The sequence below is a fragment of the Brevibacillus sp. WF146 genome (assembly GCF_001673705.2).
In the GTDB taxonomy this organism is placed as follows: Bacteria; Bacillota; Bacilli; order Brevibacillales; family Brevibacillaceae; genus Brevibacillus; species Brevibacillus thermoruber.
This window is the reverse complement of sequence record NZ_CP109943.1, coordinates 1,587,144-1,610,311: the sequence shown is the minus strand read 5'-3', so window position 1 is coordinate 1,610,311 and position 23,168 is coordinate 1,587,144. Positions and strand designations below refer to the sequence as shown.

26 protein-coding genes and 1 riboswitch are annotated in these 23,168 nt (G+C 60.2%); of the genes, 7 read left to right on the top strand and 19 right to left on the bottom strand.

Translation table 11 applies throughout. From position 1 onward, the window contains the following. Positions 1 to 97: 97 nt before the first annotated feature. The 4 genes from A6764_RS07915 to A6764_RS07900 all read right to left on the bottom strand — a co-directional run bounded on the left by A6764_RS07915 (position 98) and on the right by A6764_RS07900 (position 2,277). A complete protein-coding gene (locus A6764_RS07915; RefSeq protein ID WP_081656563.1) occupies positions 98 to 223 on the bottom strand; it encodes a GapA-binding peptide SR1P in 126 nt (41 codons plus the stop codon). A 142-nt stretch (positions 224 to 365) separates the two neighbouring features. Further along, positions 366 to 1,178 carry an alpha/beta hydrolase gene (locus A6764_RS07910; protein WP_035295293.1) on the bottom strand — a complete coding sequence of 271 codons (813 nt, stop codon included), beginning with the start codon at positions 1,176 to 1,178 and terminating at the stop codon, positions 366 to 368. Positions 1,179 to 1,230: 52 nt separating this feature from the next. Continuing rightward, positions 1,231 to 1,530 carry a DUF3055 domain-containing protein gene (locus tag A6764_RS07905; protein ID WP_029099895.1) on the bottom strand — a complete coding sequence of 100 codons (300 nt, stop codon included), beginning with the start codon at positions 1,528 to 1,530 and terminating at the stop codon, positions 1,231 to 1,233. Between the two features lie 222 nt (positions 1,531 to 1,752). Further along, a complete protein-coding gene (locus A6764_RS07900) occupies positions 1,753 to 2,277 on the bottom strand; it encodes a MarR family winged helix-turn-helix transcriptional regulator (RefSeq protein ID WP_029099894.1) in 525 nt (174 codons plus the stop codon). Between the two features lie 182 nt (positions 2,278 to 2,459). Here A6764_RS07900 and A6764_RS07895 point away from each other — a divergent pair, with 182 nt between their 5' ends. Further along, positions 2,460 to 2,888 carry a DUF1885 family protein gene (locus A6764_RS07895; protein WP_029099893.1) on the top strand — a complete coding sequence of 143 codons (429 nt, stop codon included), beginning with the start codon at positions 2,460 to 2,462 and terminating at the stop codon, positions 2,886 to 2,888. Positions 2,889 to 3,058: 170 nt separating this feature from the next. On the opposite strand, the gene A6764_RS07890 is transcribed toward A6764_RS07895, so the two are convergent. From A6764_RS07890 to dapD, 8 genes are all read right to left on the bottom strand, one after another. Then, a complete protein-coding gene (locus A6764_RS07890) occupies positions 3,059 to 3,421 on the bottom strand; it encodes a DUF4912 domain-containing protein (RefSeq protein ID WP_029099892.1) in 363 nt (120 codons plus the stop codon). A 123-nt stretch (positions 3,422 to 3,544) separates the two neighbouring features. Then, the gene (locus A6764_RS07885; protein WP_065066870.1) at positions 3,545 to 4,138 is read right to left on the bottom strand and encodes a hypothetical protein; all 594 of its coding nucleotides are present in this window, start codon (positions 4,136 to 4,138) and stop codon (positions 3,545 to 3,547) included. A gap of 175 nt (positions 4,139 to 4,313) precedes the next feature. Then, entirely contained in the window at positions 4,314 to 6,320 is a 2,007-nt protein-coding gene (locus A6764_RS07880; RefSeq protein ID WP_141669641.1) for a beta-propeller fold lactonase family protein, read from the bottom strand. Positions 6,321 to 6,332: 12 nt separating this feature from the next. Continuing rightward, positions 6,333 to 8,441 (bottom strand): hypothetical protein, encoded by a 2,109-nt coding sequence (locus A6764_RS07875; protein WP_065066871.1) that lies wholly within the window; start codon positions 8,439 to 8,441, stop codon positions 6,333 to 6,335. A gap of 166 nt (positions 8,442 to 8,607) precedes the next feature. Next, positions 8,608 to 8,805: a hypothetical protein gene (locus tag A6764_RS07870; protein WP_065066872.1), complete on the bottom strand. Its 198-nt coding sequence runs from the start codon at positions 8,803 to 8,805 to the stop codon at positions 8,608 to 8,610. Positions 8,806 to 8,860: 55 nt separating this feature from the next. After that, complete coding sequence (locus A6764_RS07865; protein WP_065066873.1) at positions 8,861 to 10,006, bottom strand: N-acetyldiaminopimelate deacetylase; 1,146 nt, start codon at positions 10,004 to 10,006, stop codon at positions 8,861 to 8,863. A 4-nt stretch (positions 10,007 to 10,010) separates the two neighbouring features. After that, positions 10,011 to 11,228 carry an aspartate aminotransferase family protein gene (locus tag A6764_RS07860; RefSeq protein WP_065066874.1) on the bottom strand — a complete coding sequence of 406 codons (1,218 nt, stop codon included), beginning with the start codon at positions 11,226 to 11,228 and terminating at the stop codon, positions 10,011 to 10,013. A 16-nt stretch (positions 11,229 to 11,244) separates the two neighbouring features. After that, positions 11,245 to 11,955, bottom strand: coding sequence for a 2,3,4,5-tetrahydropyridine-2,6-dicarboxylate N-acetyltransferase (gene dapD, locus A6764_RS07855; RefSeq protein ID WP_065066875.1), 711 nt, complete (start codon positions 11,953 to 11,955; stop codon positions 11,245 to 11,247). A 92-nt stretch (positions 11,956 to 12,047) separates the two neighbouring features. Continuing rightward, positions 12,048 to 12,234: riboswitch (Lysine riboswitch) on the bottom strand. A gap of 206 nt (positions 12,235 to 12,440) precedes the next feature. Between dapD and A6764_RS07850 the strand changes: the two genes are divergently transcribed. After that, positions 12,441 to 12,986 (top strand): GNAT family N-acetyltransferase, encoded by a 546-nt coding sequence (locus A6764_RS07850; RefSeq protein ID WP_029099886.1) that lies wholly within the window; start codon positions 12,441 to 12,443, stop codon positions 12,984 to 12,986. A 76-nt stretch (positions 12,987 to 13,062) separates the two neighbouring features. Here A6764_RS07850 and A6764_RS07845 read toward each other — a convergent pair whose 3' ends face one another. The 3 genes from A6764_RS07845 to A6764_RS07835 are packed head-to-tail and all read right to left on the bottom strand — an operon-like array spanning position 13,063 to position 14,591. Further along, entirely contained in the window at positions 13,063 to 13,872 is an 810-nt protein-coding gene (locus tag A6764_RS07845) for an EcsC family protein (RefSeq protein WP_083989772.1), read from the bottom strand. Between the two features lie 11 nt (positions 13,873 to 13,883). Then, positions 13,884 to 14,114 carry a hypothetical protein gene (locus tag A6764_RS07840; protein ID WP_065066877.1) on the bottom strand — a complete coding sequence of 77 codons (231 nt, stop codon included), beginning with the start codon at positions 14,112 to 14,114 and terminating at the stop codon, positions 13,884 to 13,886. 21 nt (positions 14,115 to 14,135) lie between these two features. Next, complete coding sequence (locus A6764_RS07835) at positions 14,136 to 14,591, bottom strand: DUF1284 domain-containing protein (protein WP_065066878.1); 456 nt, start codon at positions 14,589 to 14,591, stop codon at positions 14,136 to 14,138. Between the two features lie 151 nt (positions 14,592 to 14,742). Between A6764_RS07835 and A6764_RS07830 the strand changes: the two genes are divergently transcribed. Both A6764_RS07830 and A6764_RS07825 read left to right on the top strand, forming a co-directional pair. Next, positions 14,743 to 14,895, top strand: coding sequence for a hypothetical protein (locus tag A6764_RS07830; RefSeq protein ID WP_162836744.1), 153 nt, complete (start codon positions 14,743 to 14,745; stop codon positions 14,893 to 14,895). 95 nt (positions 14,896 to 14,990) lie between these two features. After that, positions 14,991 to 15,776, top strand: a complete 786-nt coding sequence (locus A6764_RS07825; protein WP_029099884.1) for a class I SAM-dependent methyltransferase — start codon at positions 14,991 to 14,993, stop codon at positions 15,774 to 15,776. 107 nt (positions 15,777 to 15,883) lie between these two features. Here A6764_RS07825 and A6764_RS07820 read toward each other — a convergent pair whose 3' ends face one another. The 3 genes from A6764_RS07820 to A6764_RS07810 are packed head-to-tail and all read right to left on the bottom strand — an operon-like array spanning position 15,884 to position 19,617. After that, positions 15,884 to 17,410: an efflux RND transporter periplasmic adaptor subunit gene (locus A6764_RS07820; RefSeq protein WP_065066879.1), complete on the bottom strand. Its 1,527-nt coding sequence runs from the start codon at positions 17,408 to 17,410 to the stop codon at positions 15,884 to 15,886. Positions 17,411 to 17,430: 20 nt separating this feature from the next. Then, entirely contained in the window at positions 17,431 to 18,891 is a 1,461-nt protein-coding gene (locus A6764_RS07815) for an ABC transporter permease (RefSeq protein ID WP_065066880.1), read from the bottom strand. 24 nt (positions 18,892 to 18,915) lie between these two features. Continuing rightward, a complete protein-coding gene (locus A6764_RS07810; RefSeq protein ID WP_065066881.1) occupies positions 18,916 to 19,617 on the bottom strand; it encodes an ABC transporter ATP-binding protein in 702 nt (233 codons plus the stop codon). A gap of 216 nt (positions 19,618 to 19,833) precedes the next feature. Here A6764_RS07810 and A6764_RS07805 point away from each other — a divergent pair, with 216 nt between their 5' ends. Further along, on the top strand, positions 19,834 to 20,004 hold the full coding sequence (locus A6764_RS07805; RefSeq protein ID WP_176703250.1) for a hypothetical protein: 171 nt from the start codon (positions 19,834 to 19,836) through the stop codon (positions 20,002 to 20,004). Positions 20,005 to 20,176: 172 nt separating this feature from the next. Beyond that, positions 20,177 to 20,992 (top strand): pyridoxine/pyridoxal/pyridoxamine kinase, encoded by an 816-nt coding sequence (gene pdxK / locus A6764_RS07800; protein ID WP_065066882.1) that lies wholly within the window; start codon positions 20,177 to 20,179, stop codon positions 20,990 to 20,992. 54 nt (positions 20,993 to 21,046) lie between these two features. Here pdxK and rarD read toward each other — a convergent pair whose 3' ends face one another. Then, complete coding sequence (rarD, locus tag A6764_RS07795; protein ID WP_029099879.1) at positions 21,047 to 21,955, bottom strand: EamA family transporter RarD; 909 nt, start codon at positions 21,953 to 21,955, stop codon at positions 21,047 to 21,049. A gap of 265 nt (positions 21,956 to 22,220) precedes the next feature. Here rarD and A6764_RS07790 point away from each other — a divergent pair, with 265 nt between their 5' ends. Then, positions 22,221 to 23,129, top strand: a complete 909-nt coding sequence (locus A6764_RS07790) for an EamA family transporter (RefSeq protein WP_065066883.1) — start codon at positions 22,221 to 22,223, stop codon at positions 23,127 to 23,129. Positions 23,130 to 23,168: the final 39 nt, after the last annotated feature.

Genomic DNA, 23,168 nt, shown 5'->3' with positions numbered 1-23,168 from the left:
TGACGATTCTCATTCTTCATCAATTATCCGTCATATGGCAAAGGATGTCAAAAAAAATCAGGCGCTTTTGACAAGCGCCTGACGGACTATTTGCAGGTTACTCCTGTTCCTGTTTTTCACTGGGGCGGCAGTCGCAGCTGCAGACCCCGTAAAGCGTTTTCACTTGGTTGCTTTCAAAATGCTCGATGATCGTCCCACAGCTCTGACAAACAATCGTACCCATGTTCGCAATCCCTCCGCGTTCGTACTGCCAAAGCGCAGATCAGCCAAAAGTGACATCAAAATGTGATGGTATACTTATATTAATATGACATACTAATGGGAGTCAATACGAAAAACGCACACAAAATCACCCAATTAGTATGTCACATTAACGAGCGCCCACCGTGTCCCTTCAGCCACTCCACCATCTGCCGCAGCACGTCCTCCCGCTCGGGTTCGTTCAGCACTTCGTGACGCAGTCCGGGAAAACGGACAAAGGTGACCTCCGCCGGCAAGCCGGCCGCAAACCGTTCCACTCCGTCCGGATCGACCAGTTGGTCATCCCCCGCCTGCAGCACCAGGACGGAAAGGTCAAGCCGCTCCCGCTCTTCCCAGGCGGCCCGCATGGCCCGGTGCAGCTCCTGGAACCAGCGGACACTCACTTTCGGGTAGTTGTACGGATCGCTCACGTATTCCGCCTGTACCTGCGGATCGCGGGAGACCATGTCCGCCGTGATCCCGTTTGCCATCACCAGCCTCGGCATGGCGCGATCCAGCCATTGCGCCAGCCTGGCTTTCCACGCCGGCACGTCCACCTTCAACTGCAGGCAGGGAGAACTGAGCATCAACCCGGCCAGCCGGCGCCGCTTCTCATACCGCTGGACGAACCGCACCGCCACCAGGCCGCCCAGGCTGTGCCCCAGGAGGAAGACCGGCCGCTCGTCTCCTGCTGCCTGCAGCGCCCGCTCCGTCCAGGTTTCCACGGCGTCCAGATACTGCCCGAACGAATCGATGTGCCCCTTTTTTCCCGGCGAGCGTCCCCACCCGGGCAGATCTCCGCTGAACACATCCACGCCGTGCGCATTCAAAAAGGCGGCCACATGCCTGTAGCGGCCGTGATGCTCGCCGGTCCCGTGCACCAGCACGACCGTCGCGGCCGGATCGGCGACCGTCCATGCATGGAAATAGCAGTCCATGCTCCTCCCTCCCCATTACAAAAACGGGCAGAAGGAATCCTTCTGCCCGGTGTCAGTACTGGTTATCATCCAACGGCATCGATGGCAAACACTCCTGGAAAAACTGGGAAAGCGTTTCCGCTTCATTCGCGCAGTCAATCCGGAAAATCTTTTTCAGGTACTCCGGATTGACCGCATCCTCCGAACTGAGAAGAGTGGATTGCCCCGTCTGCATACAGATGACCAGCGGCTTACCGTCAAACTTGTTGGTGAAGACGATCCCGAAGTCGTGTCGGGCACGTTCCGTGGCAAAACCGAAGAACCGTACCTGGGCAGTCTCCGCAACGTCGTACAAGTGGTCGAACCGTTCCATCAGCAATCCCTCCTCATGGCAATTGGTGTCCGAAAGCAAAATTGAGTAAATTTTCGGATTGTTTACCAGTATAACAAAAACAGCGGCAGATTTCCACCCCTGCCCTTTTGGCCGCCTTGTGGCCGCACAAAAGCGCGCATGGGCGATCTGCCGCCTTGTGGCCGCACAAAAGCGCGCATGGGCGATCTGCCGCCTTTGCTGCTCACCAATCCTGCAGCGATCCTAGCTGATCAGGTGGCGAAGGTTGGGCACGCGGTCCTCCCCTTCCTGAATCCAGCGAACTTTTTCCGCTCCGTGCAGCGATTGGGCGACAAACGACAAGCATTCAAAGAAAAGTTCCACGACGGCCGTACTGTACCGCTCCTCCAGCTTTTCCAGCGCATAGGTGAGCCGAAAAATCGCCGGTACGCTCCGCCTGCTCGCTTCGATCACTTCCCGTCCCTTCTGCGTCGGGTAGACGTGCACCACGCGCCCGTCCAGCTCCGACTTTTCGATCGAGACCATCCCTTTTTCCACCAGCTTTTTGATATGAATGACGATGGAAGACGGATGCCAAAAGGTCCATTCGGCAATCTGCGTCACGCGGACGCCTTCGTAGCAGTAAATGATCCAGAGAATGTTCAATTGCACGGACGAATCCAGCTCCGCCTCTTTGGCCGCCCGTTCCCAGTCTTCCTTGTTGACGACGTCAATGGCGCGCATGGTGTTTAACGCTTCGTAAACGTTTCGAATCGAAACCTCCTGCATCGGGTCCATTCCTCCACGATCCTTTATCATTGTTTCTCTTTCTTTATGAATGTGATATATATTTTACACTTTTCAGAAAAGACGTGCAATTATTTTCCTTTTGACTTGTCGCATTGCCAAAGAGTGGCAGGGAATGCTACACTAGTCGCAGGAGATTCCCGGGACTAGGAGTGACGGCAATCGTGAACCTGAAATCGGCCTACATCTATTTCGTGGAAGGCTCCACAGCCACGAAAGCGGACATCGACGACGTCAAAGCAAAGCTCGAGCGATACATTGACATGACGAGAAAAACGGGGGAACAACTGGGGTGGTCCTACGCGGACGCCGCCTTTCCGTACGTGATCGAGGAGCGGCCGGAAGGGGCGGGTTCCTGGATTCTGCTGAAGGGCAAGGATCCCACCCTCTACAAGGCCATCATCGTGGGTGTGGGCTCCCGGGAGGAGAACGGCCAGGAGCGGTTTTACATTCAGGTCTCCCTGCCGGAGTCGGCCACTCACGGCGACGTGAACAAGGCAAACGAATACTGCCGGTATTTGGCCCGCGAGTACAAGGCGGAGCTGCACCTGTTCAACAAGCGCATCCAGTACTTCCAGCCGCGCAAACCGTGAGCGTCTGGAAAACGGCAGCCGGTACGCGCCGGCTGTTTTCTTTTTTCCAGGCTGTGCTTCTTTTCTCTGAGGAAAAGAAGCTTTTTGTCCCTGTTCGTCCCTCCGCCTGCCCGCCCGGAAGACAAAAAAAGGCTCTCCACTCGGGAGAGCCGTTTTTGCGCGTACGTTGATCAAATCGGTTGAGATCGGGACAGCGAATAAAATCTGCCATCAACCATTCGTATCCCCAGATCCACACAGTAGTGCAATCCCTGTGTGACGCCGTAGAGGATCCACTCCGATGAGCGGTGGTTAATGTCAAAGTCAGTGTAGAGGTCGGTGCCGTCGTTGCGGATCTCGTTGCGGTCTGTCACATCAAAGAGGCGGAGGACAAATGGCAGTTCGGCAAACGGGATGGCAAATTTCCGCTCCACCTCCCGTTCAAACTCCTTTGTCATGTGCCATTGGGCCAGGATCGATTGCTCGTCTTTCCAGGCAATCCGTATACTCGGGCCTTCTATGTCTGTGGATGACCGCGCGGGATTTGTCTCCATTCGCTCCCATCGTTCCTTTCTCTCATGTACTTGCATCAGGGTGACGCAGAACGTCATTTGCTACTCATTATACCATGACAACAAGCCATGTGGAAACGCGACCAAGCCAATTTTCTCATCCGGCTATCGTCCGACGGTAAAGCTGTTTTCGCCGACGGTGACGAACTCGTTGGACTTCTCCGGCTTCATCTGCAGCTGCACCTTGTACGTCCCGTACATTTCCAGCTTGGTGGAGACGAACGGTTCGGAGAAGTAGAAGCTGTTGGCGTTCAGCGTCGAGTACTTCCACTCCTTGCCGCGGTCCACCTCTTTGCCGTCCGGGCCGACCAGCACCAGGCGCAGTCTCAGGTCTCTTGTCACCGGCGCGTCATCCACCTCGACAAACACGTTAAACGTCCGCGGCACGTCCTTGTCGCTGTACCCTTTGATCGGGTTGCTGAAAATGATGTTCTTGTTGCGGGACTGCTGGATGCCCTCCAGCACCAGAATATTGACGTTCGGCTTGACGATCTCCAGTTTTCCGGAGCGTTGATCGTACTCGGCAAAGCCTCCCATCCGCTTGACCAGTTTCTGCATCGAAGCGGTCGTGGAAGCGGGCAAGCTGTCGACGATTCGCTCGCCGCCCAGATAGACTCGCATCGCGCCTTCGCCCAAGGCCGTGCTCCCTAGGCCGGCGACCGTCAGCAACAACAGGGCAGACAACCATGCTTTCTTCATGTCGCAATCCTCCAGTATGTTTTGCGCGTCAGCGCTTGATTTCCCTTTTTTTCTTGCCATTAACTTATACGCCCAAGCCGGCAAATAGTTGTGGTCGCCCCGCAAACTTTTTTCACAATATCCACAATATCCACAGGCGCATCTCAAACTGGAGGAAGGACTTATCAACAGCCGTTTACTCCAGCGACAAGACGTACTCCACCAGCGCTTTCCGTTCCTGTTCGGTCAGCAAATGGGCGCTGCCGTGCTTGTGCTGCGGATTGCGCGTGGTCAGCACCTCTTCGATGGTGGTGGCGCTGCCGTCGTGCAGGTACGGCGCGGTCGCCCAGACGCCTCGCAGCGTCGGGGTATCAAACTCGCCCGGCTTGCGCGGATTTTGGAAATGGGCCCGGCCGTCGCCCTCTACCGCCCCTTTATCAGCCGGCGTGGCCGTGCCGACGTCGTGCAGAAAACGGCGGTTTTGCACGCTCAGCCTGCCGGCGGCGTCCACCGCCTGCGCGCTGTCGGTATAGTTTGGCAGGGCGTGACAGGTAATGCAGCCCGCCTTTCCCTTGAACAGCGCCTCTCCCTGTTGAGCCAGCGGCGTCAGCGATCCGTCCGGCTTCCGGTACGGACTTTTCGGCACCGGCAGCGAATCGGCGTAGTCCAGGTAGGCAAACATCTGGTCAAACATCTTTTGCACCTCGGGCGGCAGCGGTTTCGTCGGATCGAACTGGGTCATCCCGCCCATTTCGTTCTGCACCGTCAGCAGGTAGTCGGCAAAATCGTCACGGCTGCCATCCCAGGTCATCAGGCCCGTCTTGGTGGCGAGCACGTTGCTCGGCAGATTGCGCGGCCCTTTGGGGGTCAGGAAGGTAAGCCCGTTGATCTCGCCGTCAAAGTGACAGGAGGCGCAGCTCATCCAGTTCTTGCCGGTGATCGGCGCGGCGAATCGGTCGCTGTTGGCGGAAAAGAACATCACTTTGCCGGCGCGAACGTCGGGGGGCAGCGGATCCTTGGCGATCAGGGGGAGCGGTTTTCCCGAGACGGCCGCTTTTTTGTACGAATCGGAGCCACCGGTTTCGACGAAGACGAGGTCGTGGCTCATCGCGTTGTGGATGTACAGCTCGCTGCCGTCCGGGGAGATCACCATGCCGCGCGGGTTGGCCCCCGGCACGCGGCGCAATAGCTGCGTCGCCCGTCCGCCGCGCCGGAGGTCGAAGGTCATCAGGTCCTCGCTTCCGCCCATGACCACAAACGCTTTGCTGCCGTCCGGCAGAAAGGCCACGTCGGCGGGGTTGGAGACGATCTCCGTCTCGTTTTTCACGTTGACGATGTTCATCTGCTTGAACAGGTGCTTCCGCTCCTCCACCCGCTCCTTCCGCGCCGTCGTGTCGATCACCGACACCGTCGGAAAGATCGTGGACTCAAACTGGATCGGCGTGTCTGTGTTGGTCAGGATATGGGGCAGCCACAGCTCTTTTCCGTCCGGGGAAAACGTCATGTTTTCCACCATGCCGGGCACCCCCTGGCTCACCTTTTGGTCGTGATTGGGCGGTTCCGGCGTCTCGGCCAGCGCCACCGTGCCTTTCACCTTCCAGGCGGCGGTGTCGATCACGCTCACATGGCCGTTGAGGTAGTGGCTGACGTACAGCTCCGAACCGTCCGCGTTCAGCGCCAGGCCGCGCGGTTCCCGCTCTACCGGAAGCTCGCGGACCACCCGGTTGGTGGCCGTGTCGATCACGCTGATGACCCCTCCGCGGTAGGAGCTGACGTAGACCCGCTTGCCGTCGGGACTGGTGACGACGGCAAACGGCTGATGGGCCACCGGGACGGAGGCGATCACCTGTCGTTTTTCCAGATCGACCACGTCCACCCGATCGTCGTGCATCGCCGCCACGTAGGCGCGCCGGTCGTCAGGCGAGAGGGCGACGCTGCGCGGCTCCCGCCCGACCGGGATCTCCGCGGTCACGGCCCGTTTTTTCACGTCCACCAGCGTGATCGTCGGCACGTCGATGTTGGCCGTCACCACCGCTGTGCCGTCGCGGGTGATGGCGATCGGCCGGCTTTCCGCAGGGGCTTTTCTCGGTTCGCTGTCAGGTCCCCCGACCGCTTCGTCAGTCGGGCTGCAAGCGGAAAGGGCAAAGGCCGCAATCAGCCCCCACCCTATCCATGTGAACCGCTTATTCCGTTTGTTTTCCACGGCCGACCCCTCCTACGGCTTCTTCACCGTTACCGGCAGAAGCACGGGGGCGATGCCGTACGGGCCGTGTTTGCCCACGGCCGCCTGAATCTGCGGCACGGTGTCCTTGTCCGTATTGTCCGGCGAGTCGGACGTTTCCTTGTAGTAGTCGCCCGTATCCCAGAATTCGCTCGTCTGCATCCCGTCCTCCAGCGTCGGGCCGTTGACCACTGTCTTGAAAAAGCGGGTGTACATGTCGGTCAGCTTGCCCAGTTCGAGTGAGGGGTATTTTTCCTTGTCCGCGTCCGTGTTGACCAGGTTGAGCATGCCGAGGCGCAGCCCGGCGGAGACGGCGCCTGCCAGGTACGGATCGTAGGCGTAGTCGTTCTCCTTGCCGACTGCGTCGCGAAAAGCGGACGCCTCGTCGTCCCAGAACGTTTTCACCGTCTGGTCGAACAGCTTGCGGGCGGCATCCCGGTACTTCTCCTCCTTGGTCGCCAGAAACGCCGCCGTCAAACCGCGGATGGCCCCCAGTTGGGCCTTCAGCGTCTTGGCGTCGCCATCCCGGCCCGAGCCGATGCGGTAGCCGTTTGCCACCAGGCCGTCCTGTTCGTCCAAGAGCTTGGTGAGGATAAAGTCGGCCTGCGCCTTGATCATGCCCAGCGCCTTTTTCCCCTCCGGCGTACCCAAGCCTTGCGCCGCTTCACCGCTCGCGTATCCCAGCGGCATGCCGTCGACCGCCCGCTGGAACAGGCGCAGCGCCTCCAGGGCGTATCCGATTTGGAAGGTGTCGGCGTGATCGCCCTGCCCGTTCGCCTCCCCGGAGTGTTCGTCCACCAGCGTCTGCTCCTTGGCGTTCCAGTGCATCGCCTCCAGGTTGGCAAACAGGGTGTACAAAATGTCCCGGTTGAGCGAATACGGATCGTCCGCCTTCACGTCGTTTGCGATTTGATTGTCCAGGTTGGCCGCCGGCGCTTTCGGGAACGGGTCGCCGTCAAACACGGCGCGAAACGCCGGGTTTTGATTTTGGTTGGCGGGCCGCTGATCGGACGTGCCGAAAAATTCGGAAGCGGCCCACATCATCAGCCATTGGTCCTGCAGCAGGCTTCGTTTGTCGGTGACCTTCAGTTCTTTGACGCCGGGGAATTCCTTGCTGCCGTCTTCCGCCACCTGGACGGCGTGGGGAAGGTAGACAAGCCCCTTGGCCGGATCGTATTTCGTTCCCGGCGTGGCCCCCAGCTTGCCGCTGGCAGCATCCAGGAACAGCCGGTCGCGCATGAAGGCGAGCTTGTTCCAGACGCCCTCCGCGAGCAGCACCCCCTGCAAACCGTCCGCCGTGCTGACGCCGAGGCGGATATTGGGGTCCTTGTCCTGGTCGGGCGAGGCGGCCTCCAGCTCTTCGTCCTTGTCCACCGTGTGGAATCCGCCCAAAAAGTCACCCAGCCAAAGCGCCTGCTTCAGATAGGTCCCGCCAAGCGCGGACGGGGTCAGCACCCGCTCCATCCGGCCGCGGTCCCAGCGCAGCGTGGCGAAGTCCACCTGGTATTTGGGAATGTAGCGTCCGTCTTCCCCGTCGGCGAACTTGCTGGTGTCCACCTTGGTCACGTAGTGCGGATCGCCGGACGTGTATTCGACAAACGTGGGGAACATGTTTTGAAACAGCTCCTCCGGCGCGTAGCCGACCGCTTTGGCCAGCGCGAAATAGCGCTCCGCAAGCGCCTTGCGCGGGTCGTTGGCTCCGGCCCGCTTGACGTTGACGGGACCGTTGACGAGATGCAGGCCCAAGCCGGACTTTTCCACCACTTCGTACATCGCCTCTTCGGAATACTCGTAGGACTCGATTCCGGCTGTGTAGTCAAACGGGGTGGGGCTGTCCGGCTTGCCCGCATCCAGCAGGTCCAGGTCAAGCCCCAGCGACTCCGCGAGCGGTTCGCCTGACAGTTCAAACTCGGAATAGGCAAACATGTTGGCCGCCGTGTCAAAGCGGTAATCGGTCTTTTCCACGCGCAGACCCTGTGCATTGGTGCCGGCCGCCTGGCCCGCGGGCTGCGGTGCGGACTGACTGCTGCCTGACGGCGCCTCCGGGGTGCACCCTGCCAGCAAGGCGGTTGCCAGCAATACGGAAAGCGGTTTTCTTGCCAAGGAAACTCCTCCTCCTGCCGTTGACGCATATAAGCGGATGATAATGAGAGTTATTATCAATGAATATGATTCTCATTATACGCCCGGCAGTCATGCTTGTAAATGAGCAAAATGAAAAGCGACTCGATTGGAGTCGCTTTTCGATGAACGGATTTTCGCCCGCGTGTTATCGCAGCCAGGCCGAAACAATCACGGCAAGGACCAGCAGGGCAACGATCGTCAGCCAGATGCGGCCAAACAGCCGCAGCCACTTTGGCAGGCTCTCCCACCGAACCGGTTTGGGCGGCAGAGCTCCTTCCGCCCGCTGCGCCGCTTCCAGATCGGGATGGGTAGAGAGAGGGTCGTTTTCGTTCCTGTCCGCCATGCTTTCACCTCCGCTGCGGCCGCCGTACCGCCCGGCCGCTCGTTGCTGGTCCTGCTCAGATCGGCCATTCCTCCTGCCCGGACAGCCAGGTCAGATAGTCCGTCACCAGACTGATGGCGATGTCGATCGCCCGCTCGTCCGGTTCAATTTTCGCATGGTGCAGGCCGTAGGGCGTATTCACCCCGAGCCAGAACAAAAAGCCGGGGATTTCCGACAGGAAAAAGCCGAAGTCCTCCCCCGTCATCGCTTCGCTGCAGCGGATCGGCGTGATGTCCGGGCGCTGGGTGCCCACCCACTCCATGAACTGCTCAGTCAGCAGCTCATGGTTGTACACCTGGCAGTACCCGCAGCCGTAATCGATGGTGGCCGTGCACTCGAATCCCGCTTCGACGCCTTTGACCAGCGCCTCGATGCGGCTTTTGACCCGGGCCATCGACTCCAGCGACAGCGTCCGGATCGTCCCCTCCAGCCGCGCCGTTTCCGCGATGATGTTCTGCTTGGTGCCCCCTTCGATCTTGCCCACCGTCACGACGGCCGCATCGAGCGGATCGATGTTGCGGGCCACGATCGACTGAAGCTGCGTCACCAGATGGCTGGCCGCCACCACCATGTCGTTTGCCTTGTGGGGAAAGGCCGCGTGCCCCCCTTTGCCGGTCAGCTCGATCATCAGCTCCGAGGTGTTGGCAAACAGGATGCCCGGCTTGGTGGCGATGTGACCCACCGGGTACTCCGGCGCGATGTGCAGGGCAAAGATGCAGTCGGGCCGCCACTCGGCAAACGCCTCGCTCTCCATCATCGGCTTGGCGCCGCCCGGTCCTTCTTCGGCCGGCTGGAACACGAAGAGCAGATCGTCATCGACGGGATGGTGAACAAAATGGGTCAGAATGCCCAGCCCGATCGCCATGTGCATGTCGTGGCCGCAGGCGTGCATGTACCCCTCGTGCGTGGAGCGGAACGGATAGGTCGTCTCCTCCCGAATCGGCAGACCGTCCATGTCCGCCCGCCAGGCAATCGTCCGCTTGGGATGAAGCCCGTTAACCCTGACGAGGATGCCGGTGCGCCAGGTCTTGATCTGCAGGCGCTCCTGCGGCAGCCGCTCCAGATAGTCCAGCAGATAGCGCTGCGTTTTGTACTCCGCAAAACCGGGTTCGGGAATTTGATGCAGGTCGCGGCGAATCCGTACAAACGGGGAATCGGTCATCCCTCTACACTTCCTTTCCGGTGCCGAGCGCCGTCAGTTGGCGGGCAAACACATCCACAAACCGGTCCACATCCGCCCGCGTCAAGGTGAGCGGAGGCAGCAGGCGGACGATCGTCTTTTGCGTCACGTCGACGAGGATGCCCTCGGCCAGCAGGTTTTGCTGCAGCCGGGCCGCTTCTTCGGGCGTCGCGTGCAGAGGAATGCCCACCATCATGCCTTTGCCGCGCAGCGCCTGAAGCTGCTCCGGCAGGCGCTGTCTCAGCTCTTCCAGACGTCCCCACAGGTAGCCGATCACGTCGCTCACATGGGCGCGGAAGGCCGGGTCGAGCAATTCGTCCAGCACCGCGTTGCCCAGCGCGGCGGAGAGCGGCGAGGGCGCAAAGGTCGTGCCGTGATCCCCCGGCTTAAACAGATTCATCAGCCGTTGGCCGGCGATCACCCCGCCGAGCGGCAGGCCCCCGCCCACTCCTTTGGCAAACAGGATCAAATCGGGCGTCACTCCGGCGTGCTGATACGCGAACAGACGGCCCGTACGGCCCATGCCGGTCTGGATTTCATCCATAGCAAACAGCACGCCCTCTTCCCGACAGATCGCCTCCGCTTCCCGCAGAAACGCTTCGGAGAGCGGCACCACGCCGCCGGAGCCGAGCACCGGCTCCATCAGGAGGGCCGCCGGCTTCTCGCTCCGGCAGACCGCGCGAAGCTGTTCCGCGTCTTCTGCATCCAGCTCGTAGACGGGAAAGTCGGGCTGGGGAAAATCCTGATAGACGTGGGGCTGCCGCGTCAGCCGCACCGCCCCCAGCGTGCGCCCATGAAAGCTGTTGCGCAGGACGGCGATCCCCGTCCGGCCGGCCCCCTCCGCTTTCGTCCATTTGTGGATCAGCTTGATCGCCGCTTCCGTCGCCTCCGCCCCGGAGTTGGAGAAAAAGACCTTGCCGGGGATGGTGTTGTCGATCAGCCGCTGCGCCAGCCGGATCGCCGGCGGGTTGAGAAAGACGTTGGAGATGTGCAGAAACCGCTCGCCCTGCTCCCGGAGCGCCTGGACAATCCGCGGATGGGAGTGGCCCAGCACGTTGACGGCCAGTCCGGTAAACAGGTCCAGATACGCCCGGCCGTCGGTGTCGTACAGGTAATTGCCCTCTCCTTTGGCGATTGCGATCGGCAGCCGTTTGTACGTCGAGACAATGTACTGTTCGTCGAGCGAACGCCAGTCCGTAGCCATCTTTTCACTCACGCTCCTACAGCTGCCGCAGCTCCTGCTTGATCTCCGTCTTGGAGCGTGTTTTTTCGTCGATCTGTTTGATGATGCGCGCCGGAGTGCCGGCCACGACCACGTTCGGCGGAACGTCCTCGATGACGACCGCGCCGGCGGCCACGACGGAACCTTTGCCGACGCGAACGCCTTCCAGAATCACCGCATTGGCGCCGACCACCACGTCGTCTTCAATCACGACAGGCTGCGCGGACGGCGGTTCGATTACGCCTGCGATCACCGCACCGGCGCCGATGTGGCAGTTTTTCCCGATGGTGCCGCGTCCGCCGACGACCACGTTCATGTCGATCATCGTGCCTTCGCCGATGACGGCGCCGATGTTGATCACCGCCCCCATCATGATCACGGCGTTGTTGCCGATGCTCACCTGGTCGCGGATGATCGCGCCCGGCTCGATGCGCGCCTGGATGCCTTTCGTGTCCAGAAGCGGGATGGCGGAGTTGCGGCGGTCGCTTTCCACCACGTAATCGGCGATTTTGTCCTTATGCTGTTGCAGCACCGGCTCGATTTCCTTCCATTCGCCGAAGACCACGCCCGTGCCGTTGCTGATAAACGTTTTGGCGTTTGCGCCGAAATCGATGCCGTCCAGGTCTCCTTTCAGGTATACCTTCACCGGCGTTTTCTTTTCGCTTTTTTGGATAAACGAGATAATTTCATGCGCATCCATCATGTTCACTGTGAATCTCCTCCATGACACTGTATGTGGAAATGTAGAAAAAGCAATGAGTGCAGACGCTATCCTCATTGCTTTTTGATCCCTGAAAGCAAACCGTAAATAGCGCTCCACGAAAGGCCGTGCCTTTCATGACAGGGCGACCGTTGTTCACGGGAACCCCAGCCCTCGCCGTCCGAGGGGTACGGCCAGAACTTCGGCGCCTTGGCCTTTCCGTCTTTCCACGCCCCCCGCGTTTGTATGGCAAGACGTACTCTTCCGCAGCGCACCTCTATTTGTTGATACGCTATTGAATTTCCTTTTACTCTATCAAAATCCTCCCCGGGTGGCAACCTCTGAATGGAAAGTCGCTGGCGTAGCGGAGGAGCGGTGCGCGTCCGCATCCATACGGTCCTGGCGCAATCTGCCGGGACCGTCTTTTCAGGCGGCCGCAAACGTGGTACACTGACGGTCCCCAGATTCCGTCCGGAGAAAAGGAGGACCGCTCCATGTCTTCGCTGGCACAAAGCGTGTACATCCGCCCCCTGACGGCGGAAGACGCGCCGGCCATGTTGGCGCTGCGCGTCCGCAATCAGGCGTTTTTTCAACCGTTTGAACCGATCCGCCCCGCGTCGTTTCTCACCCTGGAGGGACAGCGGGAGCAGTTGGCGGCTGCCGAGCGCGACTTCGCGGCGGGAACCGCCTACGCCTTTGGCGTTTTTCTGCGGGAGAACGACGAGCTGATCGGCCGCGTCAACCTTTCCAACGTCGTCCGGGGCGCCTGGCAAAACGCCACCATGGGCTATTATCTCGACCAGTCCCTTAGCGGCCGCGGCTGCATGACGCAGGCCGTCCGGCAGGCGCTGCGATTCGCGTTCGCGGAAGCCGGGCTGCACCGCGTACAGGCGGCGGTCATGCCTCGCAACGGGGCCTCCATCCGCGTGCTGGAAAAGACCGGTTTCCGCCGGGAAGGGCTGTCGCTTCGGTATCTGCAGATCAACGGCGTTTGGGAAGACCACCTGATCTTCGCGATCACGCGCGAGGAGTGGACTTAAATAGCCGAAATCACGCGGCCTGTCCTGTGCTGCTCAGGCAGCGGGGAAAGCCGGAGTGCGCGGGACATCCTGCCCGTCAGGCTCCGGCTTCCTCCTGCCGCAGCCGCTCCAGAATCCGCCGCTTGCGGTACAGCATCCGGCCCGTTTCCGCCACATCCTGCACGGTGGAGCGGTTCAGGTAAGCGCCAAACAGCATGCCCGCCACCGGCACCATCTGAAACAGCTTTTTCCAGCCGAAGTTTTCCGTGTACGTCACCACCACTTCCCGCCAGCCCTGCAGTTGGGCGATGACATCCCGCTGTCTTTCGGGCTCGTCAAAGCGGGAAAGCTCCTCCAGGATCGCCCGCTTGCCGACGATGTCGGAAGAGGCAAACTGCAGGCATTTGACGATGAACAGCCGCTCCCGCTTCTCCTCGGGGCGGTATCCGTAACAGAGCGCCATCTCCTGCAGCACCTTGAGCGAGGTGCCCAACAGCAGCGGGACGTCGATCGCCAGGGTGAACAGCCCGCCAAACCCCGTTGTCGCTCCCTGCACCGTGGCAAACGCGGCGCGGGATGCCACCATTTCCGCTGCCACCTTGTCCATGGTGACCAGCGGCAATCTCTTGACGTCCTCCTGCTTGGGCCGTCCCGTTCCCGGCTGGGCCTCCTGGAACCGCGCATACACCGACTCGTCGCTTACCAGATAGGTACCCCCCTGCTCCAGAAAGGCGGCCATTTCATCGACAGCCGTCCCCAGCTTCTCCCTGACGACGGCGGGCGTAACGCGGTCCAAAAGCACAAACGGCAGCCGACCCAGCTTTTCCCAGAACCACAGGTCCTTCTGATCCCGTTCCCACGCTTCCACTTCGTTCAACGCCCGCAAGAGCATCTCTCTGGTCTCCATGCTGACTCCACTCATCTCCTTTTGCCGCGCGTCTGCCTCTCGCCGCCTGGCTGTGCGGCCGTTTTACTTAGCCGGCAGCGGGTGCGCAGCATCGCTTTTGCAAAGGCCTCCAACTCCGCGAGAGACGCAAATCCCTCAAAGACCTCACATCGTTCTACGATCCCCAGCTTGAGATGTTTCACCGCGCCGTCCTCCAACCGGAACCCCAGCTTTTCCAATACGCTGCGCTCTTCGTCCGTCACGATTTTCTCTCTCCTTTCCGGCTATGGGGCGGTTTTCCGCTCCTGCCTGCTGGCGGCCTCTGTCTGGCGCAAGCGGGCGATGCCCTCGCGGCACACGCCGTATTCGTACCAGGAGCATCCGGCGCACAGGAAGGCCAGATCGTCCGGTTCCACCAGGCGGCGGGTGCGCTCCACCAGTTCCGATTTGAAGTAGACCTCTCCCGCCGTCAAGCCCAGATGGGACAAAACGTTGCAGTCCAGCGTCTGCACGTGCTCTTCCGAATCGGGAGAAGCTTCGCACCGTTCCGCTCCCTTGTTGGGACACGCCTGGCACGTGTCGTCGAATCCCCGCACCACCCGAATGGGAAAATCCTGCCGGGGATCGCGGATCCGCTCGACGATTTCCCCCATTTTGGCGACAAACGCGGGGCTGTACCCCATCCCCTGAAACCCGTGAACGCACAGCAGATGATGGCCGCGCAGCACAATCGGTTCCATACGTTCCTCCTCCCTGCCGACACCCGGCATCTTTCCTTGGTTTTATCGTACTGCTTTCGCCATCCCTCCACAAGGCGGCCGCCGGGACAGGCATAATGCTCCCGCTGCTGGCAAACGCTAGGGACAGCCCAAGCGAAAGGAGGCAGGATCGATGGACAAGCGGACGGACGAGCGCAATCCGAAGCACGAACCGACCATCGCGCCCGGGATGGAGATGGACGAGCTGGAAGAAGAGGCGACGGAGGAAGAAATCGAAAACGGCGACTCCACCTCTGTAACCACGCTGTATCTTGACCGGATATAGCAGCATCAATAGGAAATAACTATAGACTTTATACTTTTTATAGATTTGACGAATAACCCCTCCACTGGTACAACGATACCAAGGAGGGATTTTCCATGCATGTAGAGAACCGCTGGAACGCACGGCTGTACGACGGCAAGATGGACTTTGTCTCCCGGTTTGGCAAAGGCGTGCTGGAATGGCTTCAGCCGCAGCCGGGGGAAACGATTCTCGACCTGGGCTGCGGAACGGGCGATCTCTGTGCCGAGATGGCCAAGGCCGGGGCTGTGCCGACGGGAATGGACCTGTCCGCCGACATGATTGACACGGCGCGGAGCAAATACCCCGCGCTGCGGTTTTTCGTCGCCAACGCCGAGACGTTCGTGACGGAGGAACCGTTTGACGCCGTCTTTTCCAACGCCGCCCTGCACTGGATGAAGCGGCCGGAAGCCGTCATCCGCCAGGTGTGGCTGGCGCTGAAGCCGGGCGGACGGTTCGTGGCCGAGTTCGGCGGAGCGGGCAACGTGGAACGGGTCGTCCAGGCCATCCGCGCCGTCCTGGCCGACAAGGGGCGCGATGCGGACAGCCGCAACCCCTGGTACTTCCCCGGCATCGGCGCCTACACCTCGCTTCTGGAACGGCAGGGCTTTGTCGTCAAACTGGCGCATCACTTCGAACGGCCCACACCGCTTCCGGACGGGGAACAGGGGCTGCGCCACTGGCTGGATGCGTTCTGCGGCCCGTTTTTTGCCGACATGCCGCCGCAGGAAAAGGACGAGACCTGCACGATGATCGCCGATCGGCTGCGGCCCGCCTTGTTCCGCGACGGCTCCTGGGTCTTGGACTACAGCCGGATCCGGGTCGCCGCCCTCAAGCCGCACGAGCAAAGGCCGCTCCCGTAAAGCGGATCGGCTGCGTACGGCTGCCAATCAAACAACCCGCCTGCTCTGCCGCAATGGCACAAGCAGGCGGGTTCCTTTTGAGCCGGGGACGTGCGGACACGGCCGTGCTACATGCCTTCGCCGCCGTTCATCATCAGCACTTCCTCGCCTTCCGCGATGCCGCTCTTGATTTCGATGAATTCCGACCCTTCGATGCCGATCTCCACTTCTTTGGGCGTCGGCTCCCCGGTTTTCGGATCCTTCACCATGACGGTTCCCTTGCCGTCCTCCAGCACGTCGACCGCCTGCAGCGGCAGCCGGAGCACGTTTTCCTTCTTCTCCACGTAAATGTCGCAGTCGCCGGTCATTCCGTGCTTCATCTCAGCCGCGTCGGTCAGCTCGATTTTCACCGCGAAGCGGACCGTCTTGTCCTCTTTCGTCCCCTCTTTGGGCACGTCCACCACCTTGCCGGTAAACGGCTTGTTGCCAAACGCCGTCACGTACACCTCGGCCGTCTGCCCCACCCGGATGGACGGAATGTCGATTTCATCCACAGCCGCCACAAAATACACGGCGCTGCTGTCCATGATGACCGCGGCCGGCTTGCCGGAGTCCGGCGTCTCGCCCGGTTTGACCTCCAGCTTGGTAATCACCCCGCTGATCGGCGCCGTCACCCGCTTTTTCGCGATCTCCCGCTTCTTCTGCTCCAGGGTCAAGAGCGACTCCTTCAAGGCCAGTTCCTTCTCCTTCAGGTCCAGTTCGGAGGCGGACATGTCCATTTTCGCAAGCAGTTGGCCTGCCTTGACCTCGTCGCCGTTTTCCACTTCCACCTTGCCGACCTTGCCGTGGGTGCCGGCCACGACCTCCACGACGTCCGGGTCTTCAAACGGCGTCGCCATCTGGCTGGCGAACAGAACGCCGTTCGGGTCGACGTACTGCACTTCTCCCAGGTCTCCCACGTACAGCGCTCCGGGCTTTTTCACCAGCACCTCCACGTCGTGGACCCCGCCGACGCCTTTTTCCTTCTTCCCGATCAGGTCGACCTTGGTAACCGTACCGTCGAGAAAGATCATCGACGCCGAGATAAACACTTTCACCTTTTGTCCCACCTTGAAGTGCTCCGCTTCAAAGGCGGAAAACTTTCCGGTAATCTTCAGGTGATCGGTGTCGACCAGTTTGGCGACCACGGTTTCCGGTGTCACCGTATCCCCTTCCTTGACCAGCACTTCCTTCACCTTTCCGCCCATGGAAAAGGCAATCCTGTCCTTCCGGTTTTTCAAATCGTTCAGTTCCCTCTGGGCGCGGACAATGCTCAGCTCCTGCTTCTGCAGCTCCAGGGCGGCGTCCGTGCTGTCGATGGAGAACAGCGGATCCCCTTTGTTCACGCGCTGCCCCTCTTTCACAAAGACCTGCTCCACCTTGCCGGTCAGTTCCGGTTTTACCTCTTCGCGTGCCTTCGCTTCCACGGTCCCGGAGGCAAAGATGGTCTTTTTCACGTCCCCCCTGTCCACGACTGCGGTGGGAAAGGAGGGCGGCCCCTCCTGCGGCTGTTCGGCGGCGGCGTCTTTGGATCCGAGATAGTGATAGCCGGCGTATCCTCCTCCGCCCAACAGGACAACGACTGCCGAAAGAATGATCCACGTTTTCTTGTTCATACTCCCTATCCCCACATTCTTTATTCAGATCGAATGGCTTGCAGCGCGCTCAACCGGGAGGCGCGGATGGCCGGGAAAATGCCCGCCAGCAAACCGATGACAAACGAAAACCCGATGGCGAACAGCGACAGCCACGACGGGATGACGGCAAGGCGCAGCTTCTCCTCTCCCTCCGGTCCGCCGAAGCCGATGTTGAGGCTGCTCATGATTCCGCCCGCTTCCCCGAAGTAGTTGACCAGTTCCACCGCTCCCCAGGCGATGCCGAGGCCGGCCAGTCCGCCAATCAATCCGATGAAGCCCGATTCCATCAGGAACAGCCAGCGGATGTTGTACACGGTGGCGCCGATGACCTTCATGATGCCGATTTCCTTGGTCCGCTCCAGAATGGACATGATCATCGTGTTGACGATGCCGATCGTGGCGACCAGCAGCGAGACAGCGGCAATCCCGCCCAGCACGATCTGGATGACGAAGAAGAACTTGTTGATCTGCTCCAGTTCGCGGGCGGGCGACCAGACTTCAAACCCGCGTTCCTGCAGCGCCTTTACGACGCTCTCCACCTTCTCGCGCGACTCCACCTTCACCGTCATCTCGTCAAACTCAAAGCTGCCCTGCTGCGCAGTCTCGCGGGTGCGCCGGGTGCTGCCGCCTCCATCGCCGAACTCGTCCCCCCGACTGCGGTTGAGCCAGTCGTTCATTTCTTTCACCAGGCCGAGCGGCGCATAGACGGCGTTTCCGTAGCGGCGGTTTTCCGACTGCCGCAGTTGGCCGACGACTCTCACGCGGACTTCCTTCTTTTCGAAGTGCGGCTCGTCGTCGATCCGGTACTCGCGCGTCAGCACGATCGTGGCCGTCTTGTCGACGAGATTGAACGATTGGAGGGCCTCCTCGCCCCTCCCGAAGCGAGGCGGCATCATCTCCGCTCCCCCGCCCCGGTTGGCGTCCGCGCTTCTCCGCCGCGCTTCCCGCCGTTCCTTTTCCACGTCCCGCAAATTGCCGGCAACGTGATAGGCCACGACGATTTCCTGCGGCGATCCACTCAGGTAGCTGCCTTTTTCCACGTCATTCTTGCGGTAGGCGGCCGATTCGAGCGCGTCCACCCCGATCACCTCGATAAACCCTTCCCGCCTGCCCACTTTCAGCTTGGCTTCCCCTTGTATCCGCTTGATCGGCATGACCGCCGCCACCCCGGATATGCCCTTGATCTCCCGCACCGCGTCCATGTTCAGCTTTTTCCGCTGATCGTCCGGGATGGGCTCGTCCTTTTCGTAATCGAAAAAGGCCGGCTGCACGTCCAGCTCCGTCAGGTTGCCGAAGTTCTCCAGGCTCTTGACGGCGTTTTCCTTCAGTCCCAGACTGAGGGCGATCATCGCCACAATGGCGGCCGTCCCGATCATGACGCCCACGGAGGTGAGCGCCGTGCGCAGCTTCATGCGCCACAAGTTTCGCCAGACGATGCGAAACGAATCCAGTAGTTTCACAGTAGGTTCACCTCATACCCTCTCTCATGCCGGTTTCGTCCGTTTTTGCACGACCCGTCCGTCCTGCAGATAGATGACGCGGTCGGACTGTTCCGCCACTTCCTGTTCGTGGGTGACGATGATAAACGTCGTGCCGTTTTCGCGGTTCATCCGCCTCATCAACTCCAGGATTTCCTGCTCGGTTTTGCTGTCCAGATTCCCGGTCGGTTCGTCGGCAAGCACAATGCTGGGCTGGTTGACCAGGGCGCGGGCGATGCTCACCCGCTGCTGCTGGCCGCCGCTCAGTTCGTTCGGCTTGTGATCCATCCGTCCGTCCAACCCGACCCGCTCCAGCATCTCCTTTGCTTTGGCCCGTCTGCTTTTTCGGCTTTCGCCGGCAAAAATCAGCGGCAGTTCCACGTTTTCCAGCGCGGTCAGGTTGGGCAGCAGGTTGTACGATTGAAAAATAAAGCCCATGCATCGTCGACGAAACAGACACAGTTCGTTTTCGCTGAAGCGGGAGATTTCTTCCCCGTTGACGAAAATGCTCCCCTCGTCCGGTTTGGTCAAACCGGCCAGCAGGTTCAACAGCGTCGACTTGCCCGATCCTGACGATCCGCACAGGGCGACAAACTCCCCTTTGTCAACGTGCAGATTGATGTCGAACAGCACGGGAACCTTGATCTTGCCCGTCCCGTAGCTGTGATTGACGCCCGTCACCGTCAATTCGCCTGTTCCGTTGGCCATCTCGTTTTCCACCTCGTTTGTCGTTCCGTGTAAAATTGGCATCCTTTATCTATAGACGCAAAAACAGGAAAAACGTAACGAAGCGCTGGAAAAACTTTTCTTGTTCACGCAACAGCAACACTTTCTTCAAGAAAATGTAACACCCCGGTAACCTAATGCTTCCAGCGCGTTGATACAATAAAGGTGTGAACAAAAACGAGAGAGGGCAGATTGACGATGAGAATCTATCGGTTTTTGTTTGAAACGGCGTCACGTCAATGGATTGAAATCATCAAGGCACCCAGCATGTTTGAGGCAGCCAAAGAGGCCAAGCGCCTCGCCTCGAAGCGCGCCAAGGCCCTGTCCACCCCGATCACCTTCTCGTTCCATCACATTGCATCTGTCTAATAGAGAAAACCTACATAGAAAACCGCCCAGGATCACGGAACGCTTCTCCCCGCCGGAGAGGCGTTTTTTCATCGGGCGAACGTATTGACACCGCTCTTGTTTTCCTCTTCAATTTAGGTAGAACGTAAACGAACCGCACCACCAGTTGCGGCTGCAAAGGGAGACATCTGCCATGACGATTCGCAAAGCGTTAACCATCGCGGGATCTGACACCAGCGGCGGCGCCGGCATCCAGGCCGACCTGAAGACGTTTCAGGAGCTGGGCGTCTACGGAATGACCGCCCTGACCGTGATTGTTGCCCAAGATCCGCACAATTCCTGGTTTCACGAGGTGTTTCCAATCGACCTCGGCACCCTGGAGAAACAGTTGGAAACGGTCCTCTCCGGCATCGGCGTCGACGCCGTGAAAACCGGCATGCTGGGCACGACGGAGCTGATCGAGCTGGCGGCCAGGAAAATCGATCAATACCAATTGAAGAACGTCGTCGTCGACCCGGTGCTTGTCTGCAAGGGGGCGGACGAAGTGCTTCACCCGGAAGTGGCCGACAGCCTGCGTGACGTCCTCGTTCCACGGGCCACCGTCGTTACCCCCAACCTGTTTGAGGCCGGTCAGTTGAGCCAAATGGGCGCGCTGAAAACCGTCGACGACATGAAAGAAGCCGCCAAGCGCATTCACGACAAAGGGGCGGCCTACGTGCTGGTGAAAGGCGGCGGCAAGCTCGCGCACGAAAAAGCGATTGACGTCCTGTACGACGGCCACACGTTTGACATTCTGGAAGGCGAGCGGATCAACACCACCTACACGCACGGCGCCGGCTGCACCTACTCCGCCGCCATCTGTGCGGAGCTGGCCAAAGGCAAATCGGTGCGCGAGGCGGTAGCGGTAGCCAAGGCGTTCATCACCGAAGCGATCCGCCACTCCTTCCCGCTCAACCAATACGTCGGACCGACGCATCACGGCGCATACCGCAGCCTGCAAAAAGCCTGACAGCAAAAAACTCCAATCCGTCCGCCAATCGGGACAGATTGGAGTTTTTTTGTTTTACGCTTCCTTTTTGATCGCCAGCTCCACCGGCCGCTGTGCGGGAACCGGCTTTTTCCGCATCGTGCTGACCGTGAACACGATCAGCGCGCTCCAGATCAGGCCGAAGCTGACCAGGTGGACGTTGGTAAACTTCTCGCCGAACAGGAAGACCGCCATGGACAGCGAGATTGACGGGGCCAGGTACTGGATAAATCCCACCGTGGACAGCGGCAGCAGCTTGGCGGCTTGGGCGAACCAGTAGAGCGGCAGGGCCGTCGCCACGCCGGACAGGGTCAACAGCGCAATCTGCCAGCCCGCCACGTGGGAAAGCGTATCCGTCCCGCTGACGTGCAGCGTCACCAGATACCCCAGCGCAAGCGGTGCCACCACCAGCGTTTCCCAGGCCAGACTGACGATCGCTTCCAGTTTGATCATCTTTTTGACCAGTCCGTAGCAGGCGAACGTCAACGCGAGGGAAATGGCGACCCACGGCACCCTGCCGTAATGCACCGTCATCACGGAGACGCCGGCCGCGGCCAGCGCGATGGCTGTCCACTGCCCCTTTCCCAGCCGCTCTTTGAGGAACAAGACGCCAAAGAGCACGTTCAGCAGCGGGTTGATGTAGTACCCGAGGCTGGTTTCCATCACGTTGCCGTTGTTGACCGCCCAGATGAAAATCAGCCAGTTGGCGCTGACAAACAGCGAACACAGGAAGAGCGCGCCCCTTTCCTTCGCCGTGGAAACGGCCTCCTTCATCTGCCGCCAGCGCTTCGTCACAAACAGCAGCAGGGCGACAAAAAAGACGGACCAGACGATCCGGTGGGCGAGAATTTCCCACGCGGCCATTTCCTGAAACACCTTCCAATAGAGCGGCAGCAATCCCCAGGCCAAATAGGCGGCCACCGCGTAGAAGACACCCTTCCTCATCTCTCCTGCCTCCATCATTCTCTCTTGTCATCTCTAGTGTAGCCGAAGCAGGCCGGAACAGCTATCTATTCACAAGCAGCATACCGGTCCTGGGCGTCACGGCCGGCACATGTTCGCGCGCTGCCAAGGCAGTTGTTTAGCATGGTAACGAATTATCACGGCAGCCAGATAAAGTGATGCATAAACTTTTATTGTATCATTTCCGAATCTATTGTACAATAGGCTCACACTCTTATGTTTTGTCACAGGAAAGGAACGTTCGCTCATGACATACTGGCGATCCGTGCTGCTCGTCCTGGCCGGAGCGTGCAGCTACGGCGTGCTCTCCGTCATCATGAAATTCGCCTTTCACGCCGGTTTTACCCCATACGAATTAAGCGGCGGGCAGCTCGTGTTCGGCGCGCTGATCATGTCCGTCGTCGCGCTGTTCTTGTCCAGGGAGCGGTTTCGACTGCGCCACCTGCTGATCCTGCTGCCGTCCAGCCTGATGATGGCCGGCACCAGCCTGTTTTATCACCGGGCGGTCAGCGACATCCCGGCCTCGCTCGCCATCGTGCTGCTCTTCCAGTTTACCTGGATCGGCGTGCTGATCGAGTCGATCGCCGACCGCAAATGGCCCGGACCGGAAAAATGGGTCTCGCTGGTCCTCCTCGGCATCGGCACCGTGCTCGCCAGCGGCCTGGCGGAAACCGGCCTGAAGGACGTCAGCTTCACCGGCCTGATCTATGGCCTGCTGTCCGGCTTTACGTTTGCCATGGTGATCTTTCTCAGCGGACGGCTGGCGCCGGACATGAATCCGTACCTGCGCAGCGCCGTCTCCATCGGCCTGGCCGCGCTGATCCTGTCGCTGGCCTACCCGCCGACCTTCCTCATCAACGGCAGACTGTGGGACGGGCTGCTGCCGTACGCCCTGCTGGTGGCCTGCTTCGGCTCGGCCATCCCGATTCTCTGTCTGTCGATCGGCGTTCCGCGCATCGGCAACGGACTGGCGACGATTCTCAGCGCCGCCGAACTGCCGACGGTCGTGCTGCTCTCCAGTCTGGTGCTGCGCGAACAGGTCAGCCTCAGCCAGTGGGGCGGCGTCCTGATGATCCTGGCCGCCATCGCCGTGCCGCAGATCAAGTGGAATCGGCTGTTCACCCCCGCCCGAGAGCCGCACCGGCACGGGATGTAACGGAAGCCGCCGGGTACGGTTAGGCGCTGCACGGTTCAG

Coding starts and splice junctions, on each gene's coding strand:
- A6764_RS07915 (WP_081656563.1), bottom strand. CDS start 223: ATGGGTACGATTGTTTGTCAGAGCTGTGGGACGATCATCGAGCATTTT.
- A6764_RS07910 (WP_035295293.1), bottom strand. CDS start 1,178: ATGGACTGCTATTTCCATGCATGGACGGTCGCCGATCCGGCCGCGACG.
- A6764_RS07905 (WP_029099895.1), bottom strand. CDS start 1,530: ATGGAACGGTTCGACCACTTGTACGACGTTGCGGAGACTGCCCAGGTA.
- A6764_RS07900 (WP_029099894.1), bottom strand. CDS start 2,277: ATGCAGGAGGTTTCGATTCGAAACGTTTACGAAGCGTTAAACACCATG.
- A6764_RS07890 (WP_029099892.1), bottom strand. CDS start 3,421: ATGGAGACAAATCCCGCGCGGTCATCCACAGACATAGAAGGCCCGAGT.
- A6764_RS07885 (WP_065066870.1), bottom strand. CDS start 4,138: ATGAAGAAAGCATGGTTGTCTGCCCTGTTGTTGCTGACGGTCGCCGGC.
- A6764_RS07870 (WP_065066872.1), bottom strand. CDS start 8,805: ATGGCGGACAGGAACGAAAACGACCCTCTCTCTACCCATCCCGATCTG.
- A6764_RS07865 (WP_065066873.1), bottom strand. CDS start 10,006: ATGACCGATTCCCCGTTTGTACGGATTCGCCGCGACCTGCATCAAATT.
- A6764_RS07860 (WP_065066874.1), bottom strand. CDS start 11,228: ATGGCTACGGACTGGCGTTCGCTCGACGAACAGTACATTGTCTCGACG.
- A6764_RS07850 (WP_029099886.1), top strand. CDS start 12,441: ATGTCTTCGCTGGCACAAAGCGTGTACATCCGCCCCCTGACGGCGGAA.
- A6764_RS07845 (WP_083989772.1), bottom strand. CDS start 13,872: ATGGAGACCAGAGAGATGCTCTTGCGGGCGTTGAACGAAGTGGAAGCG.
- A6764_RS07835 (WP_065066878.1), bottom strand. CDS start 14,591: ATGGAACCGATTGTGCTGCGCGGCCATCATCTGCTGTGCGTTCACGGG.
- A6764_RS07830 (WP_162836744.1), top strand. CDS start 14,743: ATGGACAAGCGGACGGACGAGCGCAATCCGAAGCACGAACCGACCATC.
- A6764_RS07825 (WP_029099884.1), top strand. CDS start 14,991: ATGCATGTAGAGAACCGCTGGAACGCACGGCTGTACGACGGCAAGATG.
- A6764_RS07820 (WP_065066879.1), bottom strand. CDS start 17,410: ATGAACAAGAAAACGTGGATCATTCTTTCGGCAGTCGTTGTCCTGTTG.
- A6764_RS07810 (WP_065066881.1), bottom strand. CDS start 19,617: ATGGCCAACGGAACAGGCGAATTGACGGTGACGGGCGTCAATCACAGC.
- A6764_RS07805 (WP_176703250.1), top strand. CDS start 19,834: ATGAGAATCTATCGGTTTTTGTTTGAAACGGCGTCACGTCAATGGATT.
- pdxK (WP_065066882.1), top strand. CDS start 20,177: ATGACGATTCGCAAAGCGTTAACCATCGCGGGATCTGACACCAGCGGC.
- rarD (WP_029099879.1), bottom strand. CDS start 21,955: ATGAGGAAGGGTGTCTTCTACGCGGTGGCCGCCTATTTGGCCTGGGGA.
- A6764_RS07790 (WP_065066883.1), top strand. CDS start 22,221: ATGACATACTGGCGATCCGTGCTGCTCGTCCTGGCCGGAGCGTGCAGC.